Genomic DNA, 14969 nt, shown 5'->3' with positions numbered 1-14969 from the left:
TAAACGGCTCATTTGGCTCATTTAGCTCATTTGGCTCATCTTTCGGCTCTCCGATGTAATCTATAATTCCATTGGGGCAGAGTTATGGTAAAGGAGTAAAAATGGCAGGTTTGCTCAGAGCATCCGAAGAAGGACTAAAAATAATCGATTTGGTAAGACGAAACCCCGGATGGAACAAAACAGATGAACTCTGGTGCCACGCTGCTTTCACTTCAAAAGCAACCTTAAAGCGGTTTTGGGCGCAAAAGCCAATTCGACGCGAAACATTTATTGCTATTTGTAAGGCCGTAGGAATCAATAACTGGGAAGATATTATTGAGCGCAACGATATCAAGCAAACAGAATTACTATTAGCTGCCGCGATCGCAGATATCGCCCCAGACGCCCAAACCGATCGCACATTCGCACTTCCCGACAACATACCCCCAGTCTGGAATTGGCACGATCGCACCAAAGATATCGATGTCTTAAAAACCCTAATCACCGATCCTGCTCCCCCCCTTAGCAAGGGGGGGCTGGGGGGGGTTCCCGTCACTGCCATCGCCCTTGTCGGCTTACCCGGAATCGGCAAAACAACCCTGATCAGTCAACTCATCCGCCAACTTCAAACAGAAAACAATCCCTTTGTCGCCGTCGCTTGGCAATCATTGGAATTCGTCAAAAACCAAGCACCTCAATTTGATTGGTTTCTCGATTCCCTCCTATCTGCACTTTCCTCCGCAGATACAACTTTTCCCATCCAAAATTCACCAAGTGCCGCCCCAGTGCACTCATTCCAAAAGATCGAAAAACTGCTAAAGTTGCTCAAAAATAAACCATGCTTAATTGTGTGCGATCGCCTAGAAACCATTTTGCAACTTGGGCGAGCCGAAACAGCCGGATATTTTGCCGAAACCCAATCCGAATACGCTTGGTTATTCAAACTACTTATAGAAACAGCACATCAAAGTAAAATCATATTTATCAGTCGCGAAACCATAGCAGAATTGCCGCCAACAATTACCCGCGAAATTAGGCTCGATGGACTCACAAACAATTGCGCTGTTGCCCTATTGACATCATTTAATTTAATCGGTACAATAGAAGAATTGACCGAACTTGCCGACCGCTATCAAGGACATCCCCAAGCTTTGCAACTAATAGCCTCATTGATTCGCGATGACAGCGAATATCAAGGCAATGTCAGCCAATTTTTGCAAGATAGAGACTGGTTGCTAACTCGACCGATTGAGAGTCTGCTGGATGAAATGATAGCGCGTCTCAGCGACATTGAGCGAACTTGCTTAAGCCGAATTTCAGTCTATCAAACCGCAGAATATCCGCTGAATTTTGCGGGAATAGCCGCTCAAATGCCAGAAGTTAGCAAGTACGAACTCAAAGAAAATATTATCCTCGCTCTCAAACGCCGACAATTGCTGTATTATGACTGTCAGCGCTCATCTTACCAGTTGCATCCGTTAGTGCGCGAAAAGGGCGATCGAATATTGAATCAAAATCCCGAAAACTTTCGCACCGCACACCGCCAAGCCTACCGCTATTTTATCAGCATTCCCCTAAAACCTGAATGTGAATGGCAACATATTGAGGATATTAAGCCGTTGATCAGAGCGCATTATCACGGGTGTCAAGCTGGGGATTTGGATGCAGCAAATGCGATTATTTCGGGAGTTTGTGAATATCTGCGACAGTGGAATTGTGCAGAATTAGTGTGTGGAAATATAGAGTTGCCATTGTTAGCGGAAGTGAAAAACATTAGCCTTTCAGGGGCGGGCAAGATGCCCACCCCACAATAAAACTTTATGTATTGTGGGGTGGGCATCTTGCCCGTTTTCTTAGTCCGCGAAGGCGGACTTCGTTTGTGTAGACGCGGTTTCAACTGCCGAGTTTTTTGGTTTCTGTCGATTTTCCACCGCCGAGTTTCTTGATTTCAACTGCCGATTTTCCACCGCCTGGTTTCTTGATTTCAACATCAACCACTCGAATAAATTCCTCTTTCTTGCAATTGCTGCATAAAAAACTCTTCCAAAGAAGGCTTAGCCAAATTCATCCCAATTAGCTGCCCTCCACTCATGCTCAGACTAGAAATAAACTCCTTCGGACTTCCCTGCAAATGACCGTACCACAAATCATTATCAACTTCCATATCCGGTATCCATTTTTTCAGAATATTCAAGTGGCCACCCCTACCTTCAACCCGGTAAGTTTCAGTATTTCCCAGGAGTTCGTCGATCGCACCAATGCAAATTAACTCACCCTTAGCCAAAATTGCCACCCGATCGCAAATCTTCTCCACATCCGACAATATATGCGAATTAAAAAAAATCGTTTTCCCTTGATTTTTCAGCGATAAAATTATCTCCCGCATCTGATAGCGCCCCATCGGATCTAAACCCGACATCGGCTCATCCAAAAATACCACATCGGGATTGTTAATCAAAGCTTGAGCCATGCCGATTCGTTGCAGCATTCCCTTAGAATACTGGCGCAACTGTTTTTTTATTGCCGCCGATTGAGATAAACCAACTAACTCTAGCAAATGCGGAATTCGCTGCCGCTGAATCGAGGTCGGAATTTCAAACAAACCCGCCGCAAATTGCAAGAATTCCCAGCCCGTGAGATAATCGTAAAAGTAGGGATTTTCTGGCAAATAGCCGACTCGCCGCTTCACGTTGCGATCGCCCAAAGGCCTCCCCAACAGCAGCCCCCTGCCAGAAGTCGGCCGCACTATCCCCAGCAAAGTCTTCAGCAGCGTAGTTTTCCCCGCTCCATTCTGCCCTAACAGCCCGAAAGTTTCCCCCTCAGAAACAGTCAGAGTGCAACTTTTGAGCGATTCTATTTTTTCGTTCATCCAGAAGCCGGTACGGTAGAACTTCCCCAGATTAAATATTTCCACCACAGGGGTAGATCCGGGAATCTCGGTGGAAGTTGGCGCATCTATAAAAGGTTCCATTTTCGTCATCTAAATAAGTAGCACCTGATTATATTCTATTGCATAAGTTTCGTCATAATTGCTCTTTTTAATGTTAAACTAATATTAGCTGCACTTAAAAATATCTGAATATGGATCGTTCAAAAATTATTGCTATCATCACCGGCGTGATTTCTATAATGTTAGCATTTGCCTACCTGCTACTCGTTACCATCCTGGACTTCCGAGGCGAAATGCTGCCCGCACCTCAAAGTCAGTTGCCAGTCTCGCAGCCAATTCAGCAATTTGCTACTGCTAATCTGACTTTCCCAGCACTGAGGATTTATCCTCAATTGTGACAAAAACAAGACAATTCAATTTCCGAAATGTCGTTAGTGAAGGATGTAGATCGGATTACTATTGAGGACTCTAACATATGAAGCCGATTATCTTACTTGCCATCTTAACTCCTTTGTGGTTGACTCCGCCCGCGAAAGCGGAAAATATTACTTGCACCAGACAACCGTTAGCAACAAATTACTGCGAAAATTATATTAGTGAAGCTCAGAATATTACTCTCGGACAAGCTTCGGATTTAATTGGTCGGTGGCTGGATGCAAAACAGAAAATATTTGCTCCTCCGTTCGATCGCCAATTGTTGGCTACAATGACTACAGGTATTTTGTATAGTGATACAGTCAAAGGGATTGACAACTTGAGAATCACTAATTCTCACTACCGATATGGTGTTCAAAAAGTTGAATCCGTCGAACGTTTCGCAGTCTCTGGAAACAAAGCCACGATTGAAGTCAGAGTCACGGAAGATGCCACAGTCTACCGAGATGATCGAGTCGAGACTAGCAGTTTTAATACTAGGGTAGTTCGCTATACCTTGGAGTATTGGGATGGCATTTGGAAAATAGCAGATTCTCAAATCATGCGTTATTAGTTAGTGGTTATTTGTTATTGGTTATTGCAATAACAACTGCCCACTAACCACTAATCACTAACTAAACTCAGACAAATGAATTGCTTTTATCATGTGATAAATCAATAGTTTGTAGGGTGCGTCAGGGCAGAATGTTTTGAATATAAATTAATAATTTCCCCTCTGACGCACCCTACAATAACTACATAAATAATCCAACTCTTGTGGGGTGGGCTTCTAGCCCGCCCGAATATGCAATTTAAATGCAGTACAGCTTAATACAGATGAATTGCCTTCATCATATGATATGAAACTAGCAACTGCGTCAAAGCTAGCGGGTAACTTTCCAAAACTTCGCCAGTTGTGCCGATCAGTTTGCCAATTTCGGGATTGCCTTCGGTAGAACAAAATCCCCGCAGGTGCGGCATTTCGTTGCACAAAATCTTTTCCAGTTCGTTTACTTGTTCGTTAGTAGCGTGGGAGTCTACTTCCAAAACGTCAACCGGTTTGCCCATATCCCGATCGAGTCCCAGGCGAATTGCAGGTTGAAAACTATCGCTGCCTCGACCTAAAATCTCAGTAAAATCCGGGTGAGGAATTGTCGGCCTGAGCACTAAACGGACGCTTAAATTTGATTCTTTGTCCGCTTCTGCCGGGTAAAAACTAACTACAACGTCGGCAAATTTGCGCTGGGGGCGAATATAATCTTCTGAATCCGATTCCCGCTTTTTCATTTCTGCCAGCACCTGTTCTTCAGTATAACCGCGCTTCATGATATCGCGCTTAACTTTCCACTGAGTTCGCAACTCTTCTGGGGGAGCGAGATACACTTTTACATCGTAAGAATCGCGGATTGCACGAGTTGAATAACCCAGTAAACCTTCAACTATTACAAATTTGCTGGGCTTAATGTATTCCGGCGCATCGAATGTACCTGAGTGGTGGTTGTAAATGGGTTTGAGAATAGCTTGTCCGGTGCGTAGCAGGCTGAGGTGCTGCTGCATGATGTCGAGGTAATTGCAGTCGGGATGCAGTGCTGTGATCCCGATTTCTGCCCGCTGCTTTCTGTCGTAGCGGTGATAGTCGTCTGTACAAATCACAGTGACATTTTCTGGCCCCAATACTTGGGCAATTCCCCGCGTCAGGGTGGTTTTGCCCGCTGCGCTGTCTCCGACAATACCGAGAATGATTGGTCGATCGCTCATTGTTTTTACCCCGACGGACAATAGCAAATTTTTGGTGAATCCTAAATCTTATCAAAATAGTGTTCGTTGCGATCGCTAATCGCATAGTTTGACTTGATCCCCCCCGGAGTCTCCCCAATGTGTAAAATTATTGTATTATTTCTTAATAAAATGCGGCATCGGAGACTCAGAGAGCATCTGATCAAAAAATCACGCCCATTTCTCGATCGCCCGCAATGTCGATCGCACTTTTAAATCCGGCTATACTCAGAATCTCGGAAAAATCAGCCCCGCCAACTGTCCCAGTAGTCCATGAGTGTAGTACAAATTGCAGCATCGGTGGGAGGGATATGTTTGTTTGTAAAGATTCCGATCTGAGATTGGGGAATTAAAGAAAGCATGAAAAAGTTACTCTTAATGGGCAGATATATAGCCTTTCTCATCTTTCGCTCGAAAGGCTATATACAATATGTATTTCACAATACTCCTGACTCTAATTGGTCTAAATATATAAATTCAGGAGCTTTGACTCCCGCTTCCTCTCTAATTTTAACCAATGCAGGTGACTCAAAGAACGCCCTGGCATCTGTTGTTGATGTCCAGGCGGAAAAATGAACAATTTTGTTAGGTTCACTGTCATACTTCAAAACCTGATAGGAGCGCTCGCCAGCTTCTTTTCGGATGGTTGCAGCATTGTCAAATACCTTTTTCCAACCTTCATAATTTGCGACTTCATGAATAATTAAGACATACTGCATAGCAATCAAACCTATTTTTCTCTAATTTTAAATATTCACTGCTGAGTAACTTCGCTGAGTGCTTCATGAATGACTTCATCACTCACACCGTGACGCTTCAAACTGGCAATCAAGGCAGAAACTGTATCACCTTCTAGACGTTCCAGATCCGATCGCAGTCCTTGTCCAATATAAGCACGTACCAAGGGCTGATAACCAGAAAAACCCAGCAATGGCGCTACTCGTTTCAAATCTTCAATCACATCTTCGGGCATCCGAATGGTGATACTTGTCATGGGACGATTTCTATCTAGCCGCTTTTTCAATGCCTCAATTTTCATAGTATTCGCGTTCCTTGCGCGTGGCTTTACGAGCCGAAATTATCCGAATGATGTCGTTTTCACGCTCAATGTAGACGACATACAAAAGATTCCAACGTCTGTCCAAACCAATGACAGCATCTCGCTCTTCATCGTTGCGACTTGCATCAACCACCACTAGGAGCGGATCGAAGAAGGCTTCTGCGGCTTGCTGAAATGTTACGCCGTCATGATTTCTGGGATTGATCCGAGCTTTCTCCTCATTCCAAACGAAGGCTACACCATTGAGTACGAAATACACATCCATAGCTTATAGTGTAACCAAGATGTATTTACATTGTCAATACGTTTTTCGGTGAATCGACTTAAAAAAGCACCAATTTTTGCTCCCTAAATCGCGATCACCCTCTCCGGCCGAAATGGATTGAATCTCCACTAAAGTAGTAAACAGTGCCCGATCGCAATTTTTCCTAAATTATCGTGTCTATATTATCTGAAATGCCGACTGTGTGGTTACAACTTTCCCTCGTGGGAGCCTGGTTGGGCGTGATTTTGCTGGTAGCTGAGGGGTTAAACCGCTTTACTTCCGTCGATGCAGAGGTATCGCGGAAGGTGGTTCACATCGGTACTGGGAACGTGATTTTGCTGGCTTGGTGGCTGGAAATACCCGGCTGGGTGGGGATTTCGGCAGGGGTTTTAGCAGGTGCGATCGCCCTAATTTCTTACCAAGTTCCGATTTTGCCCAGTCTTAACAGTATCAACCGCAAGAGTTTCGGGACTTTTTTCTATGCTGTTAGTATCAGCGTTCTCGTAGCTTGGTTTTGGCCGCTGCAACATCAAGAATACGCAGCTTTGGGCATTTTAGTGATGGCTTGGGGCGATGGATTGGCCGCTGTCATTGGCAAAAAATACGGCAAACATCTTTATCGAGTTTGGGGAATCCAGAAGAGTTGGGAAGGTTCTGCAACTATGTATTTGGTGAGTTTTGCTGTTAGTAGTTTGATTTTGCTGACGGTGCAAGGCAATGTTTGGCAAACTTGGGCGGTGTCGGCTGTTGTAGCTTTGGTTGCTGCTACTTTGGAGTCGGTTTCTAAGTTGGGAATTGACAATTTGACTGTGCCAATTGGCAGTGCGGCGATCGCCTTTTTCCTCAATCAATTTTGGGTAATTGGTTCCTAGTGAGGACTTGAGTTCTGATAAAACTCAAAACACCAACGCCACCAATACCTGCTTTTCACGGCAAAATCCCAGCTAAACTTTGTTTAACTGGGAAAAATTGAATATATTTAAAAGTAGTCGAAAAACTTGCCGCTGTTGCTTGAGGCAAATGTCTTTGCTTACCTCGCTAGAAACTACCCGATCGCCCAATCATGGGTCTTTTTTAGAGCCTTTGGGTGGCGTACCTTCAAAAGGCTGAACTCCTGTATTGGGATAATCGTCATCGTTCCGTTTAAAAATCCTCATCGCACCTTCGGAAACGTAACGCATCGCATCTGCCAAAGATTTAGAAAGATTCATCACATCTGCCTCTCTTGTCATTGCTTCTGATACTTCTTAGATTACTATTAATTTCGGTTTTTTGGTTCCTTTAGCAATATTTGTTTGAATTACTTATTAGTCCGCAACATCGAAGCAACCTGAAGCTTTTAGGAATTGCGAAGCTTGGGCGATCGACCTGATAGATTTCTGCTTGAATATTGTAGGGTGCGCCGAGACGCATCGGCCGTTCTTGTAGCAATACTTCTTTTCAACAGTTGACAGTTACCTCGGACGATCGCCCTCAAACAAAAAAAATGCTTTCCACAAAACTCCAAATGCACCCGCGCGCCTCTAAATCAACACGATCGCGCGCTGCACACCCTACAAACTCAAATTCGCTGTTTTTATTAAAAATACCATAATCTTAATCCGCAAATTAACCTAAAACCCTCTGTGCAAGAGCGTTGTTAAGAAAAACGCAATATGGTATCAGCAATCTTTATCAAAAATTTACAAAAAGATATGGTATTTATCACTATAATTAAATAAATAAGTTTGTCCGGGGTTTTTCATGAAAACTGCGACAGAAAGCCTGCACCTCACAGGTTTTGAGGAAATTTTAGAAGACGGGGAACTGACGGTTTCCTCAGCAGATTACAGCCTTTTGACCGATCTCTACCAGCTCACGATGACGGCTTGTTACGTCGGAGAAGGGCTCGACGATCGCCTTGCGAGTTTTGAATTGTTCGCGCGGAGGCTACCAGAGGGTTTTGGTTATGCGATCGCGATGGGCTTGGCTCAAGCGATCGACTATCTAGAAAAATTTCGGTTCTCCGAGGCGCAAATTCAGGCTTTGCAGTCCACCGGAATTTTTGCCGGGGCCCCGGAGCGATTTTGGACTCTACTCGCCACAGCCCGCTTTACTGGCGATGTTTGGGCGGTTCCAGAGGGGACGGCGGTATTTGCCAATCAGCCTCTATTGCGAATTGAGGCTCCTCTGTGGCAGGCTCAGTTAGTAGAAACTTATTTGCTGAATGCGATCAATTATCAAACTTTGATCGCGACGCGGGCTGCGCGGCTGCGGGATGCGGCGGGCCCTGACGCTAAGTTGCTGGAATTTGGGACGCGCAGGGCTTTTGGGCCGCAAGCTGCTGTGTGGGCGGCGAGGGCTGCTCTGGCTGCTGGGTTCGATGGTACTTCTAATGTTTTGGCTGCTTTGAAGTTGGGCCGCCAGCCTGTTGGTACGATCGCCCATGCTTTAGTAATGGCTGTGTCGGCTCTCGAAGGCAGCGAAGAGGAGGCGTTTGCAGCATTTCACCGCTATTTTCCGGGCGCACCGCTACTGATTGATACTTACGATACTGTGGCGGCGGCGCGGATGTTGGCCGATCAAGTAAACAGCGGTGAAATACCGTTGCAAGGTGTGCGGCTGGATTCGGGGGATTTGGTAAAATTGTCGCGGGAAGTGCGATCGATCCTGCCGGGCGTGCCGATTATTGCTAGTGGCGATTTGGACGAACACGAAATTGCTAAATTAAAAAGTGCGGGCGCTTGCATTGACGGTTACGGTTTAGGAACAAAGTTGGTCAGCGGTTCGCCTGTGAACGGTGTTTATAAGTTGGTGGAAATTGACGGAATTCCGGTGATGAAGGAGGCAAGCGGCAAGGTAACATATCCAGGGAAAAAGCAAATTTTTAGAACAGTTAAAGATGGAGAAATTGTCAGCGATTGTTTGGGACTAACAGGGGGGGGGAATTATAATTCAGCGGCTTACATACCATTAATAAGATTAGTTGTCAAAGATGGCAAACGAGTGCAGAAACCGGAAAGTTTGGACGAGATTGCCAAACGAACTGCTGCTTCTGTCGCCAGTCTCCCGGCAGAAACTCGCCAACTAAATAACCCGATTTCGCCACCGATGGAAATTTCTACAGATTTGCAAACTCTCACTCAAAAAACCAGAAAGAGTCATTAGTCATCAGTAATTAGTCATTGGTTATAATTTAAAACTGAAATTATAACTGGTTCCCAGGCTCTAGCCTGGGAACCCCGATCCACAGGCTCTGCCTCGCTTAGGAAAAGGTCGGCAGAGCCTCCAGATCTGCATTACCAGGCGGTCGCCTGGTAACGAGTAAATCCTCTTCCTTCTAGGTAGAGGTCGCTGTCAACTGTCAACTGTCAACTGTCAACTGAATGAACGATTCCCTATGCAAAAAATTGCCTTATTTGGAACCAGTGCCGATCCGCCGACAGCAGGACACAAAACAATCCTGAGTTGGCTTTCTCAGCATTTTGATTGGGTAGCAGTTTGGGCATCGGACAATCCTTTCAAGTCGCACCAGACATCCCTCGAACATCGATCGGCAATGCTGCTGTTAATCATTCAAGAAATTAATTCGCCAAGACACAATCTTTGCCTACATCCAGAACTCAGCAGTCCTAGGACGCTAGAAACTGTGGAACAAGCAAGATTGCAGTGGCCGGATGCAGAGTTGACGATGGTAATAGGTTCGGACTTGGTGGGACAACTGCCTCGCTGGTACAAATTTGAACAGTTATTAAAAGAAGTGGAGTTGCTGATTGTACCGCGGCCTGGTTATCCGTCAGAACAGTTAGATTTGTGGCAGTTAAGGCGCCTGGGTGCAGAAGTGGCGATCGCATCTTTGAACGCTCCTGATGTTTCTTCAACTTCCTATCGCGAAACAGGAGACACCGAAGCCCTAACTCCAACTATCGAGGATTACATTAATCGGGAGCATTTGTACGCATGGCACGAGGCACAAAAAAGAGCGAAAGTTGCTCATTAGCTGACTTTAAAGTAGGAGTAGATAATGTAATTTTCTCCGTCGATACCGTGCAGAACCGCTTGTTGGTGCTGTTGGTAATGCGGCAAGACGAACCGTTTATCGATTCTTGGAGTCTTCCTGGTACTTTGGTGCGACACGGAGAGTCTCTAGAAAATGCAGCTTACCGCATTTTGTCGGAAAAAATTAGAGTGAAAAACTTGTATTTGGAGCAATTGTATACTTTCGGAGAACCGGGGCGCGATCCTCGGCAATTCACCAGGGGCGATCGCTATCTTTCGGTAAGTTATTTTGCTTTGGTGCGGTTTGAGGAAGCTGAATTGATTGCTGGGAGTGTAGTTGCGGGTGTCGGCCATCGCGTCGGTGGCATTGCTTGGTATCCCGTACAACAAGTTCCGAAGCTAGCATTCGATCACAATCAAATTCTCGAATACGGATATCGGCGACTGCGGAACAAACTTGAATACAGCCCGGTAGCTTTTGAAGTTTTGCCGGAGCTTTTTACCTTGAGCGATCTATATCAACTTTATACTACTGTTTTGGGGGAGAATTTTTCGGATTATTCTAATTTTCGAGCTCGATTGTTGAAATTGGGTTTTTTGTGCGATACCCGTGTTAAGGTTTCGCGAGGTGCGGGCCGCCCTGCTAGTTTGTACCGCTTTGATGCGGCTGCTTTTGCTCCCTTCAAAAATAAGCCATTGGTGTTTATCTAGCTGTTCATTGGATGACTCCGCCTAAAAATTGAATCCATCGACGGCTTAGGGTCGATCGCAAATTTTAGGCGCTAGTTCAATCTCTCAGATTAATCGGTGGAGTAAATTTCAAATCTAAAATCTAAAAATGGAAAATTGACTGACATTCAGGAATCAATTTAGTAATATGAGAAAAGAAGCTATTAAGGAGTGCCGGCAATGAAAGACCCTGATGAATGCGCTAATATTCACGAAGTTCGGGAGGAAATTGATGTCATCGATCGAGAAGTGATAGAGGCTTTGAGCAAGAGATTTCAATATGTCATCGCAGCAGCAAGGTTCAAAACGAGTGAAGCGAGCGTTAGAGCGCCCGATCGCTTTCAGGCTATGTTACAGCAGCGGCGTGAGTGGGCTCTGGAATCGGGTTTGAATCCTGATGTGGTTGAAAATATTTACCGCCATTTGGTCAATCATTTTATTGAGGAAGAGTTAAAACATTACAAATCCGAGTAATGAGTAATGTTTCCCGACCTTCAAGTCTAGGTATATAGGAAATTAAGTCCGCATCGGCGGACTGCTAGCAAGATTTATTAGGTGAATTGGTGATATGAAAATTGCGATCGCACAACTCAACCCTACTATTGGTGATATCTGTGGCAACTCCAACCTAATTCTGGAGACTGCGAAACAAGCGCAGGTTGAGGGCGCAAACTTATTGCTAACAACGGAACTTTCCCTGATCGGTTATCCGCCGCGCGATTTGTTGATGAACCCGAGTTTCATCGCAGCCGCAGGCGCACAGTTGCTGCAACTGGCGCAAGCTTTGCCACCAGATTTAACAGTCATTGTCGGGACTGCTTTACCTAATCCTGATGCTGTAAAACTCGGCGAAAAGTTATTGTTCAACAGTGCTGTTTTGTTGCAAAATGGCGCAGTCCAACAAGTTTTTAATAAACGCTTGTTGCCTACCTATGATGTATTTGATGAAGATAGATATTTTGAACCTGGAAAAAATAGTAATTATTTCACTATTGGTAAACTCAAAATTGGTGTGACAATTTGTGAGGATTTGTGGAACAATGAGGAGTTTTGGGGTAAACGTAGTTACGCCGGTGATCCTATTTCCGATTTGGCAAAATTGGACGTGGATTTAGTGGTGAATTTGTCGGCATCGCCTTATTCTGTCGGGAAGCGGGGAGTGCGATCGGCGATGTTGCAGCACAGTGTCATCCGTTCAGGGATACCGATTGTTTATGCTAATCAGGTAGGGGGAAATGATGATATTATTTTTGATGGTAGCAGTTTTGCGGTGAATCTTCAGGGTAATTTGATTCTGGTATTGGCTTCTTTTGAAACTGATTTTGCTGTACTGGAATATGATGAGAATAAACAAGATTTGATTGGCAGCGGGAACGGGCAAGATGCCCGTTCCACAAGTGATTTTGGAGGGGAATGTGAAGCACAAAAAGCAGGTTTAGTTGGCAGCGGTGGGAACGGGCAAGATGCCCATTCCACAACTGGTTTAAGTTTTGAACCGCCATTCGAGGATGCGGAAATTTGGGCGGCTTTGGTTTTGGGAGTGCGAGATTATGTTCGCAAGTGCGGTTTTTCTAAGGTTGTACTTGGTTTGAGTGGCGGGATAGATTCGGCTTTGGTGGCGGCGATCGCTAGTTGCGCGATCGGACCCGAAAATGTGCTGGGGGTGCTGATGCCTTCTCCTTACAGTTCGGATCATTCGGTTAATGATGCTTTGGAATTAGCCCGAAATCTCGGTATTGCGATCGAACTATTGCCGATCGCCGATTTGATGAAAACTTACGATCGCACTTTCGCCGATTTGTTTGTCAATACCACTTTCGGGATTGCCGAGGAAAATATTCAATCGCGAATTCGTGGCAATCTGTTAATGGCAATTTCTAACAAGTTCGGACATTTGCTGCTTTCCACTGGCAATAAGTCGGAAATGTCGGTGGGTTACTGCACTCTCTACGGCGATATGAATGGCGGCTTGGCAGTCATTTCTGATGTTCCGAAAACTCGCGTTTATTCGCTTTGTCGGTGGCTGAATTCTGACAGCGGGATGGGGAAAGATGCTGTTAAGTTGGGGAAAGAGATGATTCCAGTTAATATTATCAATAAAGCGCCGAGTGCTGAACTGAAACCGGGGCAACTTGACCAAGATTCTTTGCCTGATTACGATGTTTTGGATGACATCTTGCAGCGGTTGATCGAACATCACGAATCTACCCAACAAATTATCGCGGCGGGACACGATGAAGCCGTGGTTAAGCGTGTAGTAAAATTAGTCAGGCAATCGGAGTTTAAACGGCGACAAGCACCGCCAGGTTTGAAAATTAGCGATCGAGCTTTTGGTACCGGTTGGCGGATGCCGATCGCCAAAGCTTCCTTTTAAGTAGGTGGTTATAAATAAACATTACATGGGAGAGGGCGGGTTTTGAATAAAATTATTGGTTGGGATGTTATAGATTGTGGCTTAACCCGCCGCTACCAGATACTATGTTTTTTGTGATGACTTACTTATTAAAAACAAAATGGTTAATATCGACGGTACTTTCGGCTTCGATTTTCTCCTGGGAACTCCCGGAAACGATACGATGAGAGGATTTGCGGGTAATGACACAATTCAAGGTTTGGCGGGGAATGACCTAATTTTTGGCGATCGCGACAATGACTTACTGGCCGGAAACGAAGGCGCCGATACCCTGTTTGGAGGGCAAGGAAGCGATACAATCTATGGAGGACAAGGTGAAGATGCGATTAATGGCGATCGGGGTAACGATTTGCTAATCGGCGACGAAGGCAAAGATATCTTGACAGGAGGCGCGGGCGATGATTTATTTGTAATTGATCAAACCTCCGTCGTATCTACTGTTACTGAAGCCGATATAATTACAGATTTTGGCAACGGAAATGATAAAATTGTCTTGACAGATGGCATCAAGTTTAGCGATTTAAATATTTCTGTTTTTGAGAACCAAACTCTGATACAAAATAAAAATTCTGGTAACTATTTAGGAGTAGTTTCAGGAAGATTTAATTTGACTGAATCAAACTTTATCTCAATGTTTGGTGGGATGGATATGGGTCAAATTTTGCCAGTTTCTGTGAATACTATTTTGGGCGCGGGCGCGGGCGGGATCGGACTAGAAGTAGCGCAAACTCCCCAAGAACAAGCAATTGGCTTAATGTTTCGGACAGAATTGCCCGATGACAGGGGAATGCTTTTCCCGATCGCCCCCCCGCGCAATGTGCGTTTCTGGATGAAAAACGTGCAAATCGAGCTCGATATGATTTTTCTGCGGGAAGGCATCGTGCAGGCGATAATTTCCAACGTACCGCCCTGTTTCAGCGACACCTGTCCCAGCTACGGCCCCGATTTTCCCGTTGACGGAGTGATCGAGCTCAAAGGCGGTAGGGCGGCCCAATTGGGATTGAAAATTGGCGATCGGATTCCCAATTTACCCTAAAAAGTATATGATTTTAAGTAAATCCACCTAATTAAACGTAAAATACAGATAGCTCAAAAATGAACCCTATTGAATTAACAATAATCTCCAATCAAACTCAAGACGGTTTAGCTTACCAACATTTACGATTACGAATTACAACTCAAGACGGTATCATCACACCCGAAGATTTACAAGGTTTAAAAATCCCTGAAAATGCTCAATTCAGCCAAGGAATTGTCATCGAAGGTAGAGGAGCAATTTGGTTGTACGGGTATTTAGTGCACGAATGCCATCCTGCCGCTTGGGTTGGATGTTACGATCCGCGATTAGAAGGTGCGGTGGTGGTAGCGACGCACAAGCACGAAGTTTCGGTTGGACAAATAATAAAATTGAATTTACCAAGTTAGTAAATTAGATATTGTTGGGCAAGTTACTATATGTAGGGTG

At 44.9% G+C, this 14969-nt stretch carries 18 protein-coding genes; 11 read left to right on the top strand and 7 right to left on the bottom strand.

Annotation, left to right across the window (positions count from 1 at the left end; translation table 11 throughout):
• Positions 1-101: 101 nt before the first annotated feature.
• Positions 102-1793: an ATP-binding protein gene (locus tag QUB52_RS08635; protein ID WP_332973037.1), complete on the top strand. Its 1692-nt coding sequence runs from the start codon at positions 102-104 to the stop codon at positions 1791-1793.
• Positions 1794-1969: 176 nt separating this feature from the next.
• On the opposite strand, the gene QUB52_RS08630 is transcribed toward QUB52_RS08635, so the two are convergent.
• Positions 1970-2950, bottom strand: coding sequence for an ABC transporter ATP-binding protein (locus QUB52_RS08630; RefSeq protein ID WP_265240004.1), 981 nt, complete (start codon positions 2948-2950; stop codon positions 1970-1972).
• 110 nt (positions 2951-3060) lie between these two features.
• Here QUB52_RS08630 and QUB52_RS08625 point away from each other — a divergent pair, with 110 nt between their 5' ends.
• Together QUB52_RS08625 and QUB52_RS08620 are read left to right on the top strand one after the other, a co-directional pair.
• Positions 3061-3267, top strand: coding sequence for a hypothetical protein (locus tag QUB52_RS08625; protein ID WP_265240005.1), 207 nt, complete (start codon positions 3061-3063; stop codon positions 3265-3267).
• A gap of 77 nt (positions 3268-3344) precedes the next feature.
• Entirely contained in the window at positions 3345-3857 is a 513-nt protein-coding gene (locus tag QUB52_RS08620) for an ARC6/PARC6 family protein (protein ID WP_332968920.1), read from the top strand.
• Positions 3858-4111: 254 nt separating this feature from the next.
• Here QUB52_RS08620 and QUB52_RS08615 read toward each other — a convergent pair whose 3' ends face one another.
• The 5 genes from QUB52_RS08615 to QUB52_RS08595 all read right to left on the bottom strand — a co-directional run bounded on the left by QUB52_RS08615 (position 4112) and on the right by QUB52_RS08595 (position 6384).
• Positions 4112-5041 carry a phosphoribulokinase gene (locus QUB52_RS08615; RefSeq protein ID WP_265240007.1) on the bottom strand — a complete coding sequence of 310 codons (930 nt, stop codon included), beginning with the start codon at positions 5039-5041 and terminating at the stop codon, positions 4112-4114.
• A 181-nt stretch (positions 5042-5222) separates the two neighbouring features.
• Positions 5223-5357, bottom strand: a complete 135-nt coding sequence (locus QUB52_RS08610) for a hypothetical protein (protein ID WP_332968922.1) — start codon at positions 5355-5357, stop codon at positions 5223-5225.
• A 139-nt stretch (positions 5358-5496) separates the two neighbouring features.
• Entirely contained in the window at positions 5497-5778 is a 282-nt protein-coding gene (locus tag QUB52_RS08605; RefSeq protein ID WP_332973048.1) for a putative quinol monooxygenase, read from the bottom strand.
• A gap of 35 nt (positions 5779-5813) precedes the next feature.
• A complete protein-coding gene (locus tag QUB52_RS08600; protein WP_265240009.1) occupies positions 5814-6098 on the bottom strand; it encodes a hypothetical protein in 285 nt (94 codons plus the stop codon).
• Complete coding sequence (locus QUB52_RS08595; RefSeq protein WP_265240010.1) at positions 6088-6384, bottom strand: BrnT family toxin; 297 nt, start codon at positions 6382-6384, stop codon at positions 6088-6090. Before QUB52_RS08595 ends, QUB52_RS08600 begins: the two co-directional genes overlap by 11 nt.
• Positions 6385-6575: 191 nt before the next feature.
• On the opposite strand from QUB52_RS08595, the gene QUB52_RS08590 reads away from it, so the two are divergent.
• Positions 6576-7256 carry a diacylglycerol/polyprenol kinase family protein gene (locus QUB52_RS08590; protein WP_375339850.1) on the top strand — a complete coding sequence of 227 codons (681 nt, stop codon included), beginning with the start codon at positions 6576-6578 and terminating at the stop codon, positions 7254-7256.
• 189 nt (positions 7257-7445) lie between these two features.
• Here the strand turns inward: QUB52_RS08590 and QUB52_RS08585 are convergent, their stop codons facing one another.
• The gene (locus tag QUB52_RS08585; protein ID WP_375339849.1) at positions 7446-7616 is read right to left on the bottom strand and encodes an isochorismate synthase; all 171 of its coding nucleotides are present in this window, start codon (positions 7614-7616) and stop codon (positions 7446-7448) included.
• A 511-nt stretch (positions 7617-8127) separates the two neighbouring features.
• On the opposite strand from QUB52_RS08585, the gene QUB52_RS08580 reads away from it, so the two are divergent.
• From QUB52_RS08580 to crn3, 7 genes are all read left to right on the top strand, one after another.
• Positions 8128-9531 (top strand): nicotinate phosphoribosyltransferase, encoded by a 1404-nt coding sequence (locus QUB52_RS08580; RefSeq protein WP_332973036.1) that lies wholly within the window; start codon positions 8128-8130, stop codon positions 9529-9531.
• A gap of 232 nt (positions 9532-9763) precedes the next feature.
• Entirely contained in the window at positions 9764-10363 is a 600-nt protein-coding gene (locus QUB52_RS08575) for a nicotinate-nucleotide adenylyltransferase (RefSeq protein WP_265240013.1), read from the top strand.
• A complete protein-coding gene (locus QUB52_RS08570; RefSeq protein WP_332973035.1) occupies positions 10324-11073 on the top strand; it encodes an NUDIX hydrolase in 750 nt (249 codons plus the stop codon). The genes QUB52_RS08575 and QUB52_RS08570 overlap by 40 nt, the downstream gene beginning before the upstream one ends.
• A 198-nt stretch (positions 11074-11271) precedes the next feature.
• The gene (locus QUB52_RS08565; protein WP_332968927.1) at positions 11272-11565 is read left to right on the top strand and encodes an isochorismate lyase; all 294 of its coding nucleotides are present in this window, start codon (positions 11272-11274) and stop codon (positions 11563-11565) included.
• 94 nt (positions 11566-11659) lie between these two features.
• Positions 11660-13465 (top strand): NAD+ synthase, encoded by a 1806-nt coding sequence (locus QUB52_RS08560; RefSeq protein ID WP_332973034.1) that lies wholly within the window; start codon positions 11660-11662, stop codon positions 13463-13465.
• Between the two features lie 139 nt (positions 13466-13604).
• A complete protein-coding gene (locus QUB52_RS08555) occupies positions 13605-14540 on the top strand; it encodes a DUF192 domain-containing protein (protein WP_265240018.1) in 936 nt (311 codons plus the stop codon).
• A 59-nt stretch (positions 14541-14599) separates the two neighbouring features.
• Positions 14600-14929 carry a CRISPR-associated ring nuclease Crn3/Csx3 gene (crn3, locus tag QUB52_RS08550; protein ID WP_265240019.1) on the top strand — a complete coding sequence of 110 codons (330 nt, stop codon included), beginning with the start codon at positions 14600-14602 and terminating at the stop codon, positions 14927-14929.
• Positions 14930-14969: the final 40 nt, after the last annotated feature.

The organism is Microcoleus sp. A6-C6 (assembly GCF_036705955.1).
GTDB lineage: Bacteria > Cyanobacteriota > Cyanobacteriia > Cyanobacteriales > Microcoleaceae > Microcoleus.
This window is presented reverse-complemented; position numbering and strand designations above follow the sequence as displayed.

Excerpts from the sequence above, each read along its gene's own strand:
- QUB52_RS08635 (WP_332973037.1), top strand. The coding sequence starts at position 102 with ATGGCAGGTTTGCTCAGAGCATCCGAAGAAGGACTAAAAATAATCGAT.
- QUB52_RS08630 (WP_265240004.1), bottom strand. The coding sequence starts at position 2,950 with ATGGAACCTTTTATAGATGCGCCAACTTCCACCGAGATTCCCGGATCT.
- QUB52_RS08625 (WP_265240005.1), top strand. The coding sequence starts at position 3,061 with ATGGATCGTTCAAAAATTATTGCTATCATCACCGGCGTGATTTCTATA.
- QUB52_RS08620 (WP_332968920.1), top strand. The coding sequence starts at position 3,345 with ATGAAGCCGATTATCTTACTTGCCATCTTAACTCCTTTGTGGTTGACT.
- QUB52_RS08615 (WP_265240007.1), bottom strand. The coding sequence starts at position 5,041 with ATGAGCGATCGACCAATCATTCTCGGTATTGTCGGAGACAGCGCAGCG.
- QUB52_RS08610 (WP_332968922.1), bottom strand. The coding sequence starts at position 5,357 with ATGCTGCAATTTGTACTACACTCATGGACTACTGGGACAGTTGGCGGG.
- QUB52_RS08605 (WP_332973048.1), bottom strand. The coding sequence starts at position 5,778 with ATGCAGTATGTCTTAATTATTCATGAAGTCGCAAATTATGAAGGTTGG.
- QUB52_RS08600 (WP_265240009.1), bottom strand. The coding sequence starts at position 6,098 with ATGAAAATTGAGGCATTGAAAAAGCGGCTAGATAGAAATCGTCCCATG.
- QUB52_RS08595 (WP_265240010.1), bottom strand. The coding sequence starts at position 6,384 with ATGGATGTGTATTTCGTACTCAATGGTGTAGCCTTCGTTTGGAATGAG.
- QUB52_RS08590 (WP_375339850.1), top strand. The coding sequence starts at position 6,576 with ATGCCGACTGTGTGGTTACAACTTTCCCTCGTGGGAGCCTGGTTGGGC.
- QUB52_RS08585 (WP_375339849.1), bottom strand. The coding sequence starts at position 7,616 with ATGACAAGAGAGGCAGATGTGATGAATCTTTCTAAATCTTTGGCAGAT.
- QUB52_RS08580 (WP_332973036.1), top strand. The coding sequence starts at position 8,128 with ATGAAAACTGCGACAGAAAGCCTGCACCTCACAGGTTTTGAGGAAATT.
- QUB52_RS08575 (WP_265240013.1), top strand. The coding sequence starts at position 9,764 with ATGCAAAAAATTGCCTTATTTGGAACCAGTGCCGATCCGCCGACAGCA.
- QUB52_RS08570 (WP_332973035.1), top strand. The coding sequence starts at position 10,324 with ATGGCACGAGGCACAAAAAAGAGCGAAAGTTGCTCATTAGCTGACTTT.
- QUB52_RS08565 (WP_332968927.1), top strand. The coding sequence starts at position 11,272 with ATGAAAGACCCTGATGAATGCGCTAATATTCACGAAGTTCGGGAGGAA.
- QUB52_RS08560 (WP_332973034.1), top strand. The coding sequence starts at position 11,660 with ATGAAAATTGCGATCGCACAACTCAACCCTACTATTGGTGATATCTGT.
- QUB52_RS08555 (WP_265240018.1), top strand. The coding sequence starts at position 13,605 with ATGGTTAATATCGACGGTACTTTCGGCTTCGATTTTCTCCTGGGAACT.
- crn3 (WP_265240019.1), top strand. The coding sequence starts at position 14,600 with ATGAACCCTATTGAATTAACAATAATCTCCAATCAAACTCAAGACGGT.